We start from the raw sequence: 15,527 nt of genomic DNA, 5'->3' as shown, positions 1-15,527 counted from the left end.
ATTGCGAGGTGCGGTTATAGCTTAGTCGCTGTGACAAATCGGGGGCGACCAGTGAAATCATTATGCCCGACAACCTGTGCAAAACCCTGTTCAGCCAGACAGCTCAGCACCGCTGGTTGGGTGGTGTCATCGTGTTCAATTGCGGTTAGCCCGCCGGGGACACAAAGCTTGTCCATGACCTCCACCAACCGCGGAATGACGGTCATGCCGGTTGGCCCTGCAAACACCGCCATTTCCGGATCGTGGTACACCTCAGGATCCAGCTCAAGTGTTTCCGGCACATAAGGCGGGTTGCTGATAACCAAATCCACCCGCCCAATCAGATCGGATGGATAGGTGGCAATGTCTCCAGCATCTCCGAGGATGAGATCGACCTGGTATTTTTCCAGGTTGGTTGCAGCAAAGGCCGCGGCCTCCGGTGACATTTCGACGGCGTAGATTGACGCGGGCAGGTTTGCGTCGAAAAGCTCTGCCGCAATATAAGCGGCAATCGCGCCGGAGCCAGTGCACATATCGACCACAACTAACGGTTGCTCGTCAAAGCGATGCTTCAGCTGATCTACCACCCAATCTGCCATCAGTTCCGTTTCCGGTCGAGGTATAAAGACCCCAGGCCCGACAGATAGTTCGACCTGACCAAACCACGATTTACCGATAATGTGTTGCAACGGAATCCGCTCCGCACGTCGCCGAATTGCCGAATCAAATGCCAATAGGAATGCAGCACGTTTCGCCTCCGTTAGATCCCGAAGCCGAAATAAGGGCACGGCTAGCGGGTCAATCTCTAGAAGCTCAGCCGCAATCAGCTGGACGTCGTTGCGCGGCGAAGCCACCCCCGCCGCAGCGAGGGTGGCTTGAGCTGAATGTAAAATTTCCCGCACGAAAACCTATTCCGCTTCCAATCGGGCTGCCCGCTCTGCGGTGCGCAAAGCAGTAAATAAATCTTCCAAGTCACCATTGAGTACGGAATCCAATGTATTGGCTTTATACCCAATCCGGTGATCAGAAATGCGATTTTCAGGCCAGTTGTATGTACGGATACGTTCCGAACGATCCAGAGTACGAATCTGAGCCGCACGTCCCTCCGCAGCTTCCGCTTCTGCTTGTTCTTCGGCAAGAGCCTGAAGTCGGGCAGCGAGTACCTGCATAGCACGCGCCTTATTCTGGATCTGGGAACGTTCCTTCTGGCAGGTAACAACGATGCCCGTTGGAAGATGGGTGATGCGCACCGCCGAGTCGGTGGTATTAACACCCTGCCCACCTTTACCGGAAGAGCGGTACACGTCAACCCGCAGGTCTTTTTCGTCGATCTCCACCTCGGAAACCTCATCTGGCTCCGGGTATACCAACACACCAGCTGCCGAAGTTTGAATCCGACCTTGCGACTCCGTTACCGGAACTCGCTGGACACGATGAACGCCACCCTCAAATTTGAACACGCTCCAGGCACCATCACGTGAGGGCTGCTTCGAACGTATGGATAACGTCATATCCTTTACGCCGCCAAGATCAGATTCGGATAAATCCAAAACCTCAGTGCTAAAACCATGCTTTTCTGCATAACGCTGGTACATACGCACCAGCTCGCCCGCAAATAATGCAGCTTCTTCGCCACCAGCACCAGCTTTAACTTCCATGACGATATCGTCACCGTCGTGAGGATCACGCGGGGCAAGTAGATCAGCTAATTGCTCTTCTAGTTCGACAATCTCACCAGCTAGCCGTTCAGCTTCGGCCTTAAACTCGGCATCCTCATAGGCCATTTCAGCAGCAACTTCGTGGTCGTCTCGGGCCTGAACCAGCTTATTATTGACCCGAATAATTGGCTGCAATTCTGAATAGCGTTTTGATAGCTTCCGAAATAACGCTTGATCGCCCATCGTCTCCGGATCTGCCATTTGAGCTTCTATGCCCTGGTATTCGGAGACGATGTCGTCAACCGCAGATACTTGGTTCGCCACTAATTACTCGACCTCCTCACCATCTTCGGTGTTCATGATGGCAGACGAGGCGACCTGCATGAGGAACTCGCGGTTGTTCTTGGTCTTCTTGAGCTGCTTGATCAAAAGATCAATGGCCTGCTGGTTATCCAGCGCGGAAAGAATACGACGCAGTTTGTGCATAACCTGCGCTTCTTCCTTTGGCATCAGCAATTCGTCTTTACGGGTGCCGGAAGGATTGACGTCAACCGCCGGGAATACTCGACGCTCGGCGATCTTGCGATCCAGCTTCAGTTCCGCATTGCCAGTGCCCTTGAATTCCTCAAAGATAACAGTATCGCCTGCGGAACCGGTCTCAACCATCGCCGTGGCAATGATGGTCAACGAACCACCATTTTCGATATTGCGAGCCGCGCCAAGGAACCGTTTCGGAGGATACAGCGCGTTGGAGTCCACACCACCGGAAAGAATACGTCCAGAAGCTGGCGAAGAGTTGTTATACGCCCGACCAAGTCGAGTAATCGAGTCCAACAGAACGACGACGTCTTCGCCTTGCTCAACCAGGCGCTTTGCCCGCTCAATTGCAAGCTCAGCCACAGCAGTATGCTCTGATGGGGGTCGGTCGAAGGTGGAAGCAATGACCTCACCTTTGACGCTTCGTTGCATATCAGTAACTTCTTCTGGCCGTTCATCGACCAAAACAACCATCAGATAGCACTCTGGATTGTTCGTAGCGATTGCATTCGCGATGTTTTGCAAAATAGTGGTCTTACCAGCCTTCGGAGGCGAAACGATAAGCGCACGCTGCCCCTTACCGATAGGCATGATCAAATCAATAACCCGGGTGGTCAAAACCTTTTGTTCGGTTTCAAGCCGAAGACGCTGATTCGGATACAACGGGGTCAACTTGGCAAATTCTGGCCGCGCTTTAGCTTCATCGACGGTCATGCCATTGACAGAATCAACCCGCACTAAAGGGTTGTATTTCTGCCGGTTGCGGCCCCGATTATACCCGCCCCGGTTGTCGTTGTTATCATGCATCCGAACTGCACCAACGATGGCGTCTCCAGAGCGAAGTCCGAGACGGCGCACCATCTGATTGTTCACGTACACATCGGCCGGGCCGGAATGATAACCGGAGGTGCGCAGGAACGCCACGTTGTTGTCAACAACGTCCAAAATGCCTGCTACATCTTGTAGTTGCTCTTCGCGCTGCTCTCGGCTTTCGCCTTCGTAACCCTCACCGTCACGATCCCGTCCCCGGCGATTCCTGCGACCGCGCCGTCCCCGGCGGTCATCGTCACGATCCCGGCGATCCCCCCGTTCCCGACGTTCTGGTCGCTCTGTTTCCTGCGACTCCGTAGTTTCGTTCGATTCTGGTGCAGAGGAAGTTTCAGCCGGTGCATCTGCATCGCCATCACCATTGTCGGACCTACGCCCGGAGCGATTTTCCCTAGCTTCCCTGCGTGCCCGATTCCGACGAGCGCGACGTGCTGCGGAACGGGAACCGTAGTGATTATCGTTATCCTCAGACGAGACACCTGATTCGGCAGATTCTGAAGCATCATCCGCTGCGGAATCCATGTTTGATTCAGTTGTGTCTACGTTTTGCTCTTGTTCGGCATCAGTGTGCCGAGAGGTTACTCGACGACGGCGCTGTTTGGTAGGTTCCGCTGCGACAGTCGAAGCCTCGTCTTCAACTGTGCTTGATTCAGCTGCCATTGATGCTTTGGTCGCGCGTCGTCGACGCGGTTTCGATTCTTCAACCTCTACTACTGGTTGGTTCTGAGCCTCTTTCGCGGCTGACGTCGCCGAAGCTGTAGTTTTGGAAGCACGTTTCTGCGGTGTCGGCTCCCCCGCCGATGCTGAATTAATGGTGGCGATCAATTCACCCTTACGCAACCCGGAAACGCCTTTAAGCCCCATGTCAGCTGCAAGTTTCCGCAGCTCGGGAAGACGCATTGCAACAAGATTACGTGGTGCGCCATTATCTGTTGTGGTCACAGATGTCCTTTCATTGGCTTGACCAGCCGGAACAACATAAAGCCGTCAGGTAGTGGTTGGATACCCACAAACGTTTCGCGCGGCTTGGTTCAGCTGGAAGCTCCCATGTGTAATTTAATCTGATGGTCTGTGCATCTTTTTAAAGAAACCTACAAAAAAGACTGCACAAAAACCAAAAACTTTCACTACCCAAAGTCCTATTAGGCAGTTGAAAAAGCAAGCTTTCTGAATTTCACACCAGGAAGGTGATGAACATTCGCTCGACTCCATATGACGTTAAGGTACGCAATTGATACCTAAAGACAGTCGCTATGTCTCGATTAAATAATGAACCTTAAGTGATGTGAAAGAGTTGAATACTCACGCTAGTTGAATGTTATGCGCTTTCGTTTTACCAACTATAGAAAACTCGTGTCTTAAGTGTAGCGCAACATAAACCCTCGGTAAAAAGATATCGCCGTAAAAAGTAGTCGACGTGTTCAAAATGCGAGGAAAATACCACTTTCTTGGGGAGGTAGCGCTACAAACAACTAAACCTTGGCTAGAGTTTAGGGCATGCTTTCAACGATGCAGGATTTGCCACTTAACCTGTCACGCATCCTCAACCATGGTGCGACCGCATTCGGTTCCACCAAAGTTACAACTTGGGAAGCTGACAGGCTGCATGAAACAACTTTTGCAGATATCGCGGCGCGGGCTGCAGCTTTCGCACATGCGCTTAACGACGAACTAGGGATCACCGGCGATCAACGAGTGGCAACTTTTATGCACAATTGCTCAGAGCATTTGGAGGTTTTGTTTGCTGTCGCGTGCAAGGGTGCGGTATTTAACCCACTCAATAAACAACTGATGAATGATCAGATCGCGCACATCATTAATCACGCCGAAGATAAAGTGATTGTTGCTGACCAGCGTTTAGCCAAACAGCTCGGCGAAATCCTTGCTCGTGGTTGCCCCAGCGTTGAAGCCGTGGTGTTTATCGGCCGTGCGGATGTTTCCGGCCCTGCGAAATTTATGCCAGAAAGGGTCGCATGTTATTCCTACGAATCGCTTCTCGATGGCCGATCCACCATTTACCATTGGCCAGTCTTGGCGGAAAACACCGCGGCCGCATTATGTTATTCCACCGGAACCACGGGTGCGCCAAAAGGCGTAGCCTATTCCCACCGCTCCCTGTATCTACAATCATTAAGCTTGCGAACCACCGATTCCTTGGCAATTAGCCACGGTCAATCATTTTTATGCTGTGTCCCGATTTATCATGTTTTATCTTGGGGGGTTCCCGTAGCAGCGTTCATGTCAGGCGCTCCACTAGTTTTTCCTGGTGCAGATGTCTCCCCTGCCGGTTTGGCTGATCTGATCGCCACCTGTCACCCTCGGGTGGCACACGGAGTCCCAACTATCTGGATCCAACTCATGGTGCACTACATGCACAATCCACCAGATCGGATGAGTTTGCAGGAAATCTATGCAGGAGGTTCTGCCGTACCTCCCATTCTCATCCAATTATGGGAAGAAAGGTATGGCGTCGACATTGTCCATGTGTGGGGTATGACCGAGACATCTACGGTGGGAACCGTAGCACGAACCCCAGCAGGTGTATCCGGTGAGGCGCGGCAGGCGTATCGAATCAGCCAAGGGCGTTTTCCAGCATCGCTAGAATACCGCGTTGTCAATGATGGCGAGGTGGTCACCGCCACCGATCGCAACCAAGGCGAAATTCAAGTTCGGGGAAATTGGGTTACTGGATCTTACTACCATTCCCCCACCACAGATGCTGGTGGTGCAGCAAGTATTTTCCGAAACGAGCCGGTTGACGATGCCGCCGAGCAGTTCACTACTGATGGCTGGCTGCGCACTGGGGATGTCGGTTCTGTCACTTCTGATGGGTTCTTAACCATTCATGACCGAGCACGTGACGTAATTCGTTCCGGCGGTGAGTGGATCTACTCTGCCCTATTAGAAAATGAAATCATGGCAGCCACAGTTGTAGTTGAATGCGCTGTCATTGGCTACCCCGATCCCAAGTGGGGGGAACGACCACTAGCGGTTACTGTCGTTGCCGATGGAATATCCCGTGATAAGGAAACAGCGGAACGGTTACGCGACAGGTTACGGAAAAACTTCCCATCATGGATGCTTCCCGAATATTGGACTTTTGTTGATTCCATTGATAAGACTTCAGTGGGGAAATTCGACAAAGTAGACCTTCGTCAACACCTAGCCGATGGAGATTTTGACGTAATTAAGCTCCAGGGGCCAGGGCATAATTCGGCAATTCAAAACGTCGACTAATTCCTATTCCACTCCTTGAGTGGCTTCTGCAGGTAAAGTGTCTAAACTTTAGGTTGATTTCATCCAAAATTAATGCACACCCAACCAAAATGCAGTACTTTGTTTAAAACAACATAGCCACTTATTATTTTTCTCTCATTTCTTCTCGGAGCGCACCACATGACAAAACCCGCACGGCCCCGCCCAGCAATTGAGCTTTTTCCAGAGTCGCTGAGTCTTAGCCTTAAACAGCGTGCCGTATTAGATGTTCTCAATAACTTTCCTGATGGGGCGCGGGTTTCCCAAGTCGCAGAAACATTAGGGATGCACATCAATACCGCCCGGGGACATCTAGATGAGTTAGTGGAACGGAAGGCTATCTTTGCCGAAACCGCCCCCGCCACCGGGCGGGGTAGGCCGTCGTTAATCTACCGACTTCGTATCCCTGACAACCGCACCGTAGCTAATGAATACCTCACGTTAATCAACGTTATGTCCAAGTATCTAGGCGACGGAGATCAGGAACAAGCCCATAAGCTCGCCCAGCTGATTGGCCAAGAGTGGGGTGAGAAAATGATCGAGGACGGCTTCAAAGCCGACAATATTAATGATGCCGTCCGTTCCCTATGCGGGCATTTACAGCAGATGGGTTTTGACCCAGAAATTAAACGAGACGCAAAAAACAGCCATCACGTAGATGTTTGCATGCATTCTTGTCCGTTTGTTAACGACGAAGGCGAACTTGGTGATTTCATGTGCGATATTCATCAGGGGATGTTGCAACACCACCGCAATCTTTCACCGCTTCGCATCGATCTACAGCCCTTGATGGAAAACGGCAAGTGCATGATCTCCATCACCGAGCCCGACGAGGACAACGACAACAAATAATGGTGCCAAACCTAGAAGCGGCCGCCGGGCTTCCAAGCGGCCGCTTCTAGGTTTGGCACCACACCAAGTTATGGTTGCAAAACCCACTTAGCCGATTGCTCGGGCTGGGTGAAGGTGAGCGCCTGATCCGGTGCTACCTCCCACATTCGCTTGCCATCAAATTCGGAGCACAAGTCAATCGCTGATTGATCGTAATTAAGTGTTTTTATGGCACCACCAGAAATGCTGAGGATATAGTTCTCCCCTTCAGGAACACTTATTTTGTAATTGTCACTGATAACTGCAGCGATCTCCGCTTCGGTCACGTTAGGGCAAGCGATAACGTAACGGTCTGCCTCGCGCAGGACGTCCTTGAGCATTACTTGCGTTTTTATGGAGCGCTGCCCCAAATATTTTTCTAGGGAGTCGCTGGAACCAAAAAGCCATACAATCGATCCCACACCGACGGCAAGCAAAACGATAACGGTAATGGCTACTTTGCGCAGCACAAGTTCGCCCCTCTCCTTAGTGGCTCTAGGCCTCAACTGTTACTTCTACCGGGCCCGCTGTTGACAGCTCGATTACTCGAAGTCCGGCGGTGCGGGCGTCGTCAAGTATAGCGGCATCAATTGGCTCGGTCGTTAACACCATGCAGGTAGGACCTGCGCCTGACAGGTAGGCAGCATATCCACGATTGCGCAGGCGGTTAACCCATTCTGCAGTAACTGGAAGCACATCCGCACGATACGGCTGGTGCAATCGATCCCGTGTGCCTTCCCATAGCAACTCTGGGTGGTGCTGTAATGCAACCGTCATCACCGCCACCCGAGAAACGTTGAACCGGGCATCAATATGAGTCACATCCGACGGCAAGACTCGCCGCACCGCCTCAGTGGATGCATGAAAATCCGGCACAAGGGCAATGGCGGTGATCGATTCGTGCACCGGGATGCTTACTGCCTTATATTGCGGTTCAGTACGTCCATCAACCGGAATTTCCGTCCACGACACCACAGCATTTCCCAGCACAGAGGCAGCCGCATTGTCTGGATGTCCTTCGAACGCCGAAGAAAGCTGCACAACTTGTTCTTCGGTTAGCGGAAAATCACACAAACCATTAGCTGCAGTCACCCCGGCGACCGCAGCTGCCGCAGAAGAGCCTAAGCCCCGCGATTGCGGGATCGTGTTGTGGCAGACAACCCGAAGGCCCGGCGCGTGAGCATCAGCGGCTTTTAATCCCGCCCGAACTGCTTTAACCACCAGGTGGGAGCCGTCAAGCGGTAATTCGCCCTGCCCTTCACCGAAAACCTCAACCTCAAGTCCGGCTGGAATGATCTCTACTTCCACCGTGTCGTAAATGGATACCGCCATACCGAGGGTATCGAAACCTGGCCCCAGATTAGCGGAGGAGCCAGGAACGGTGACAGTTACTTTCTTCCCGATTGGTAGCTCAATGGGCATTGCTGGTTATTCTCCTGCGAGTCGGATGACGGAATTGACGTTGAGCACAGCGTCCGTTTCGGCTAGTGCCGCGACTGTGGCGGATAGGTCTGCTTCCCGGGCGGTGTGGGTAATGACCAGCAACCTAGCGCTTTGTTCTTGTTCTTCCTGCCGCACGGTCCGTAGAGAAATGCCGTGTGCTGCGAAGATTTGGGTGAGTTCGGCGAGAACACCAACCCGATCTTCGACGTTCATGTCGATGTGGTAGCGGGTTGGGACATCACCAAAATCGGCGATTGGTAGGTTTGCGTAGGTGGATTCGCCAGGTGCGCGCCCACCGAATACTTTGTTGCGGGAGGCACCTACTATATCGCCAAGAACTGCGGAAGCCGTTGGGTTACCGCCCGCTCCGTTTCCGTAAAACATGAGGCGACCAGCCGCTTCGGCTTCGACGAAGATTGCGTTGAAACTCTTGTTAACGCTTGCGAGAGGGTGGCTGCGTGGGACGAGGGTGGGGTGCACTCGTGCGGAGACGGATTCGTTGCCGCTGTCGTCAACTAGCCGTTCGCAGATTGCGAGAAGTTTGATGGTGTATCCAGCCGACTTGGCAACATCAATATCGGCGGCGCTGATCTTGGTGATTCCCTCGCAGTAGACGTCGTCTGCGGTAACTCGGGTGTGGAAGGCAAGCGAAGCCAGGATTGCTGCTTTTGATGCGGCATCATGTCCCTCAACATCGGCAGATGGGTCAGCTTCAACGTATCCTAGCCGGTCAGCTTCGGCGAATACGTCTTCGTAATTAGCGCCGGTGGAATCCATGGCGTCAAGGATGAAGTTGGTGGTGCCGTTGACAATACCTGCGACTTTTGTGATTCGGTCGCCGGCTAGGGAACGACGCAGCGGCCCCACTACAGGGATCGCTGCGGCAACTGCGGCTTCAAAGTAGAGATCCACACCCGCTGCGTCAGCGGCTTCTGCTAATTCGGCTGAGTGAGCGGCAACCAGCGCTTTGTTTGCAGTAACAACGGATTTTCCGCTGCGTAGCGCGGCGAGAACCAGCTCGCGTGGATAGTCGATTCCGCCGATCACTTCGACTACTAAATCAACATCATCTCGGGAGATCAGGCTGCGGGCGTCGTTGGTGAGCAAACCTTTTTCGTCCGCAAGCGTGCCGTTGTGCTTTTCGACGTTAGAAACAGCCACACCACGCACCTCCAACGGACCTCCAGCGCGGTGAGCGAATTCATCGGCGTTTTCCAACATTAGTCGCAGAACTTGGGAGCCTACGGTGCCATAGCCCAAAATTGCAACGCCGACAGCCGAACCTGCGCCTTTACCGGGGTTGAATGTTGATGGATTTTGTTGCTCGGTCATGGTGCTCCCAGAAATATTATGGTGGTTTTTGTTGGTACGCCAGGGCGTTGTTGTGCGTTACGATGCCCGGTGTATGGCAACTATAAGTGCTACTGTGCGTCGTGTAACACGCAACATTCCTAGAATTGTAGAGGATTGTGCACGGAACTTGCGTCTTTCTCCCCCTGATTTCATTCACTACTGTCCTAAAACTCGGTTATGGCACTCCCCCAATCTGTGTAAACCAGATTTTCTTTCATTATGATATGCGCATAATAATAGGCATGAAATCTTCCCCGTTCGTGCGCAGCTGTGTGAATGCTGCGCTTATTATTATCACCACCTGCACTTTAGCTTCCTGTGGTTCTCTTGGTGCCACAGCAGATGGTTCTGACACCACCGACCCAGATTTTTCTGCAGCTATAGATAATGGCGCCACAATCATTGATGTGCGTAGCCCGGCGGAATATGATTCCGGACACATTCCCGGCGCCGTGAATTTCGATGTTGATGATCCTGAATTTGGAAATAAGATCCTAGAGCTTGATCAATCTAAAGAGTATGCGGTGTATTGCAGATCTGGAAACCGTAGTTCCGGCGCTATCGCAGTTATGGAATTGGCGGGTTTTTCCAATATCGCCCACCTGGATGAGGGGCTTGATGCGTGGAATGGTGAATTAGAAAAGTAATCAGCTATTTTTGCGTCGATCAACGAAATCGACAACGAATGCGTACAAGGTTTTTGCTTTAAATTTCAGCATGGTTGCGCGAGTCACGGCATCGGTTGCCACAAGAATTTGACCTTGCTCAAACATCCGCTCCAGTCGACTTTGTCGACCCAGCGGCTGGATGGGCGGGGTCTTATCCATGAGATAAGTCATTTCCGCCACTGTATGTGGGAATCGGGTTCCTATACGTGCATCAAATTGCTGTGCCAACGCGAGTGCTATGTCCGCACACCACTGTCGAGCCTGGGTGATGGTTGGTTCCTTGATGTCTGGTGCGCAAACCCACGGCAATTGGGAGCCGGGAAGGATGCACTGTAGTTGCCGGTTTTGTTGCTTAATCTGGGTTAGGAAAAAGGCGACGGACGCGGCTAGATTCATAAGAACCCGGGGTGATTCTGCGTGTTGCCACCATTTAATGTAGTGCGAAAATAACACAAGTCCTAACTCCAACCGACGGGGTCTGCCTGCGGCTCCTGATAGCCCTAGGTACATGAAATGATCGGGGAAGTGATCGAGAAAAATGGGGCTTGTGATGTCTCGGTTTAATGCATCAAGGTGGGCTTCGATTGCCACGTTATCCGCACCGGTTCTTAGCCACGGCGTGAGCAGTGAAAGATATAGGTTTTCTGGTTGCGCATCGCACAAAAGATCAGGATGTTCCAGTGCAGTTTCGCCAACAGCTACGGCTTGTTCCCAATCCCCTATAGCTGCATGCATTTTCACCACGTACACCGGATCGCAACCAGTACAGTCTGATAATTTCGAGGATGGGGTGTTTAGCCACAGTTCGCGTAGTTCGGCGGCTTCTTGTTCTTCACCGAGTTCTTTATGAACCTGGTATGCCCTCAGGTAATAACTCTTCATATCGTCGTTAAGCGAGATATAGAGTTCCTTCATCCGCCCAAGAGCCGCGTGAAGCTCATCGGCTGGTGTGGTTGGATCGTCGGTAAGCGCCTGGATGTAATTGCGATAGTGCCAGGCAAAATGCTCTAAAAATTCCGGGTGTTGTTCTGCACCCCATGAGTCGTAATAATAATCCTCCACCAATTCGAACACCGCAGGCACTTGATGAAGTTGCCCACCCATCGCGAGGGCATCAACGAGGTTAAGGCGTGCTGCAGCGGGCCCTGCGGTATCCGCTGGATGCTGCAATTCTTGTCGTTTAACGCATTCTTCCCAGATCGCTATTTGTAGTGGGCCATAAGGGACATGGAACGGCAAGCTCAGCAGTTGATTGATGGGAAGCGAATCTAGTTTACCTAGGATATCCTCGCTATTTTCCGACAAATAGCGGATGGCGGCGGCATCAAGCTCACGTAAAAATTCGTCTCTATCGGTGCCGTCGCCCCACAAAGGATCGTCCTTAGCCATTGCTGTGCAGTCTTTCTTATCGGTCCCGGGTAAGGTGGTTAGTTTCGGTGAACGCTGCACCTTAATTTATAACCACACATATTCAGCGATTTCAGCACTTTCACTAAAATAATGGGTTCTTTTAAAAAAGACTGGGTCAAAGTTATTGTTCTTTTAGATTCGCTGGTGGTTTAATAACTGGCACTTCGAGAGCCAGAAAATCCTCAATGGTTTCCCGGCGTACCATCAGCTCAGCCTTACCATCGCACACGCTGACAATAGCTGGCCGCATCATCATGTTGTATCGGCTAGACATTGAGTAGCAGTACGCTCCGGTCGCCGCCAGGGCCACTAAATCACCGGTAGTGATGTTATCGGGCAGCGCTTTGTCGTGGATGAGAATATCGCCAGATTCGCAGTGAGAACCAACCACCCGGCTAGCAATCAGGGTACCGTCTTTGAACCCGTCGACAACTCGAATGTCGTATTCGGCTTCGTATAGCGCTGGGCGGATGTTGTCGCTGATACCACCGTCAACAGATAGGTATCTGCGAGAAGCATTGTCGTCCACAGTTACGTCCTTAACTGTTCCGACGCGATATACGGTCACTGTGCTGGGGCCTGCGATAGCCCGACCAGGTTCCACCATCACCTGTGGGAATGGGATGTTGTGGCGGCGAGCGTAGTTCTCAACCCGTGAAAGCAGGTCGGCAGCAACCCCGTGGACATCCAACGGCGATTCTTCTTCCACATAAGCAATGCCGTATCCGCCACCTAAGTCCAAGATATTGAATTCTTCCCCGACAGCGGTTTCGGCGCGCACCTGGCCGTAAAGCTTCAACACGCGTTCCGCTGCGAGAGAAAAACCCTCTGCATCAAAGACTTGTGATCCGACGTGGCAATGCAGTCCCACTAACCGCAGGTGCGGCAATTCGGTCACCCTACGAGCAGCCTGGAAAGCAGACCCGGATGCCAGTGAGAATCCAAATTTTTGATCCTCGTGTGCGGTTGCAATGAACTCATGTGTATGGGCATCTACACCTGGTTTCACCCGAACCAACACGTCTTGTATTTTCCCCAAAGATGCGGCGACGTCGTTTAAGTCTTCAATTTCCTGGTGAGAATCTAAAATGACGTGACTGACAGAATTGTCTACGCAGGTACGTAGGAATTCCTTGCTCTTGTTATTTCCGTGTGCCGCGATTCTGGTTGCAGGGAAACCTGCATGCAATGCGACTTGTAGCTCGCCTAGCGATGCAATGTCTAAGGAGAGTCCTTCTTCACCTACCCACCCAGCTATCCGGGACGTAAGAAACGCTTTCGCTGCGTAGTGTACGTTTTCGGCGCCGTTGAAGGCGGCAGCCATGTCGCGACAGCGGGAACGAAAATCGGATTCGTCGACAACAAACACCGGGGTGCCGTAAGTGGAAGCGATCTGGCTTAGCGACACCCCGCCGATAGAAATCTCACCGTTTTCCTGCCGAATCGCGGTCCGGGGCCACACATGGGCGGGTAGACCATTGAAACAGCCAACGCTGTGATCGGTCGCAACGTTTTTAGGATTTGCTGAGCGAACGCGTGCAACCTTGGAGGCGGCTTTGACATCATCGGCTCGCAAGTGATTACGGTTTGACATCTGTTACATCCGCTCCGGTGCGGTCACCCCGAGCAGGCCAAGTGCATTGGCTAACACCTGGCGTGAGGCCATAGCCAAGGCGAAGCGGGCAGTATGGATCGGTTGAATTTCTTCGTCTTGCTTCGGCAGGATCTGGCAGACGTCATAGAACCGGTGGAAGGTTCCTGCGAGCTCCTCTGCGTAGCGTGCAATGCGATGTGGTTCCCGCAATTGCGCTGCGGCGTTGACCACCGACGGGAATTCACCCAAGGTGCGAATAAGGTCGCCTTCGCGTTCATGGGTTAGTAGCGACAAATCTGGGTTATCCACGCTAACGCCTGCATCTGCGGCTTTCCGCGCCACCGAACACAGCCGAGCGTGTCCATATTGAACGTAGTACACCGGGTTGTCGGAGGATTGCGATGCCCATAGTGCTAGGTCAATGTCGAGGGTGGAATCTACAGAACTGCGTGCTAATGAATACCGGGCGCCATCGATTCCGATGGCCTCCACAAGATCATCAAGGGTGATGACTGTTCCGGCACGTTTACTCATTTTCACGGTTTCCCCACCACGCACCAGGTTTACCATTTGGCCAATGAGAACCTCAACGTGCTCCGGGTCGTAGCCCATCGCGGCAGCAGCCGCACGCAGGCGGGAAATATAACCATGGTGATCAGCGCCAAGCATGTAAATGGCGAGGTTGTGGCCGCGATCGAACTTGTCTGCTACATACGCGATGTCTCCTGCGATATAGGCAGCATCACCGTCGGATTTAATGACAACCCGGTCTTTGTCATCGCCATAGTTGGACGACCGCAACCACCAGGCACCGTCGTGTTGATACAGATTGCCGTTGTCTTTGAGCTTTTCGACGGCCCGATCTACCGCACCCGATTCAAAAAGTGAATTTTCATGGAAGTACACATCGAAATCGACGCCAAATTCATGTAAAGACTCTTTGATGTGACCAAACATCATCGCCACGCCTTCGGCGCGGAAAAGTTCGTGCATTTCCGCTTCCGGAAGATCCGAAAAATGTGGGTGCTTTTCGACGATAGCGGCCGCATACTCTTGAATGTATGCGCCCCCGTAGCCATCTTCTGGAGTGGGAAGTCCCTGAGCAGCTGCGATTAGTGAGTTGGTGAAACGATCAATCTGACGTCCGTGATCATTGAAATAGTACTCCCGGGTGACCTGCGCCCCTGAGGCGGCAAGCACCCGACCCAATGAGTCGCCTACCGCAGCCCACCGTGCGCCACCAAGGTGAATCGGGCCGGTGGGGTTAGCGGAAACAAACTCAAGGTTGACAACCTTGTCCTGATAGCGGTTCGAATGCCCAAATTTCTCTGCTGCTGTAAGAATATCAGCGACGATTTTTCCTTGAGCTTCCGCAGCAAGCCGGATGTTGATAAAACCCGGGCCTGCTATTTCGGCAGTGGCGATGGCCTCGTTTTTAGATAATGCTTCAGCCAACGACTGGCCCAGCTCCCGAGGATTCATTCCAACCTTATTTGCCAGCTGTAGTGCCAGATTAGTGGCGTAGTCGCCGTGCTCTGGGTTTCGTGGACGTTCAACCGTTACTACATCTGGAAGAACTGAGGTGTCCTGGCCGTAGAACGATAAAACTTCCACGGCGGTATTTTTAATAAGCTGTGCCAAATCCGCTGGTGTCATAACGAAAGAGTGTAACCTACTAAAGGTTGAAGATAAGAATGCAGGTTGCTAGATACTGTGGCGCTGTGACACCATCGGAACGGTTTTATTCGATAAAAGTTCCGGAGAAATTTGAGATATACATCACTCAATAAAGTTTGGCCTTAGCAACAAGATGAGCTGAATATAGTCACCCTCAGCTTGGCCTTTGTTAAGATCGCTCCTTTTTTCTCTGTTTACCCACCTCGTCGAAAAGCGAAACTGCTTTACCCGTCCGGTACCGGAATTTCACAGTTC

General features: G+C 52.2%; 12 protein-coding genes. 3 read left to right on the top strand and 9 right to left on the bottom strand.

Features of this window, described 5'->3' with window-relative positions; genetic code table 11:
- Positions 1 to 14: 14 nt before the first annotated feature.
- Genes CMUST_RS06230 through rho form a run of 3 tightly spaced genes read right to left on the bottom strand, consistent with a single transcriptional unit; the run spans position 15 to position 3,944 of the window.
- Positions 15 to 881, bottom strand: a complete 867-nt coding sequence (locus tag CMUST_RS06230) for a N5-glutamine methyltransferase family protein (protein ID WP_047261786.1) — start codon at positions 879 to 881, stop codon at positions 15 to 17.
- 6 nt (positions 882 to 887) lie between these two features.
- Complete coding sequence (gene prfA / locus CMUST_RS06225) at positions 888 to 1,961, bottom strand: peptide chain release factor 1 (RefSeq protein ID WP_047261785.1); 1,074 nt, start codon at positions 1,959 to 1,961, stop codon at positions 888 to 890.
- Positions 1,962 to 1,964: 3 nt separating this feature from the next.
- On the bottom strand, positions 1,965 to 3,944 hold the full coding sequence (gene rho / locus CMUST_RS06220) for a transcription termination factor Rho (RefSeq protein ID WP_047261784.1): 1,980 nt from the start codon (positions 3,942 to 3,944) through the stop codon (positions 1,965 to 1,967).
- Positions 3,945 to 4,499: 555 nt separating this feature from the next.
- Between rho and CMUST_RS06215 the strand changes: the two genes are divergently transcribed.
- Positions 4,500 to 6,239: a long-chain fatty-acid--CoA ligase gene (locus tag CMUST_RS06215; protein WP_047261783.1), complete on the top strand. Its 1,740-nt coding sequence runs from the start codon at positions 4,500 to 4,502 to the stop codon at positions 6,237 to 6,239.
- A gap of 159 nt (positions 6,240 to 6,398) precedes the next feature.
- On the top strand, positions 6,399 to 7,109 hold the full coding sequence (locus CMUST_RS06210) for a helix-turn-helix transcriptional regulator (protein WP_047261782.1): 711 nt from the start codon (positions 6,399 to 6,401) through the stop codon (positions 7,107 to 7,109).
- A gap of 68 nt (positions 7,110 to 7,177) precedes the next feature.
- On the opposite strand, the gene CMUST_RS06205 is transcribed toward CMUST_RS06210, so the two are convergent.
- Genes CMUST_RS06205 through CMUST_RS06195 form a run of 3 tightly spaced genes read right to left on the bottom strand, consistent with a single transcriptional unit; the run spans position 7,178 to position 9,902 of the window.
- Positions 7,178 to 7,597, bottom strand: coding sequence for a hypothetical protein (locus CMUST_RS06205; RefSeq protein ID WP_047261781.1), 420 nt, complete (start codon positions 7,595 to 7,597; stop codon positions 7,178 to 7,180).
- A gap of 25 nt (positions 7,598 to 7,622) precedes the next feature.
- Complete coding sequence (gene thrB / locus CMUST_RS06200; protein WP_047261780.1) at positions 7,623 to 8,549, bottom strand: homoserine kinase; 927 nt, start codon at positions 8,547 to 8,549, stop codon at positions 7,623 to 7,625.
- A gap of 6 nt (positions 8,550 to 8,555) precedes the next feature.
- Complete coding sequence (locus CMUST_RS06195; RefSeq protein ID WP_047261779.1) at positions 8,556 to 9,902, bottom strand: homoserine dehydrogenase; 1,347 nt, start codon at positions 9,900 to 9,902, stop codon at positions 8,556 to 8,558.
- Between the two features lie 263 nt (positions 9,903 to 10,165).
- Here CMUST_RS06195 and CMUST_RS06190 point away from each other — a divergent pair, with 263 nt between their 5' ends.
- Entirely contained in the window at positions 10,166 to 10,570 is a 405-nt protein-coding gene (locus CMUST_RS06190) for a rhodanese-like domain-containing protein (protein WP_144414139.1), read from the top strand.
- Here the strand turns inward: CMUST_RS06190 and CMUST_RS06185 are convergent, their stop codons facing one another.
- The 3 genes from CMUST_RS06185 to argS form a co-directional block, all read right to left on the bottom strand.
- Entirely contained in the window at positions 10,571 to 11,980 is a 1,410-nt protein-coding gene (locus CMUST_RS06185) for a hypothetical protein (RefSeq protein ID WP_047261777.1), read from the bottom strand.
- A 142-nt stretch (positions 11,981 to 12,122) separates the two neighbouring features.
- Positions 12,123 to 13,595 (bottom strand): diaminopimelate decarboxylase, encoded by a 1,473-nt coding sequence (gene lysA, locus CMUST_RS06180; protein ID WP_083987436.1) that lies wholly within the window; start codon positions 13,593 to 13,595, stop codon positions 12,123 to 12,125.
- A gap of 3 nt (positions 13,596 to 13,598) precedes the next feature.
- Complete coding sequence (gene argS, locus CMUST_RS06175) at positions 13,599 to 15,251, bottom strand: arginine--tRNA ligase (protein WP_047261776.1); 1,653 nt, start codon at positions 15,249 to 15,251, stop codon at positions 13,599 to 13,601.
- Positions 15,252 to 15,527 lie beyond the last annotated feature (276 nt).

The sequence above is a fragment of the Corynebacterium mustelae genome (assembly GCF_001020985.1).
Taxonomy (GTDB): Bacteria; Actinomycetota; Actinomycetes; order Mycobacteriales; family Mycobacteriaceae; genus Corynebacterium; species Corynebacterium mustelae.
This window is presented reverse-complemented; position numbering and strand designations above follow the sequence as displayed.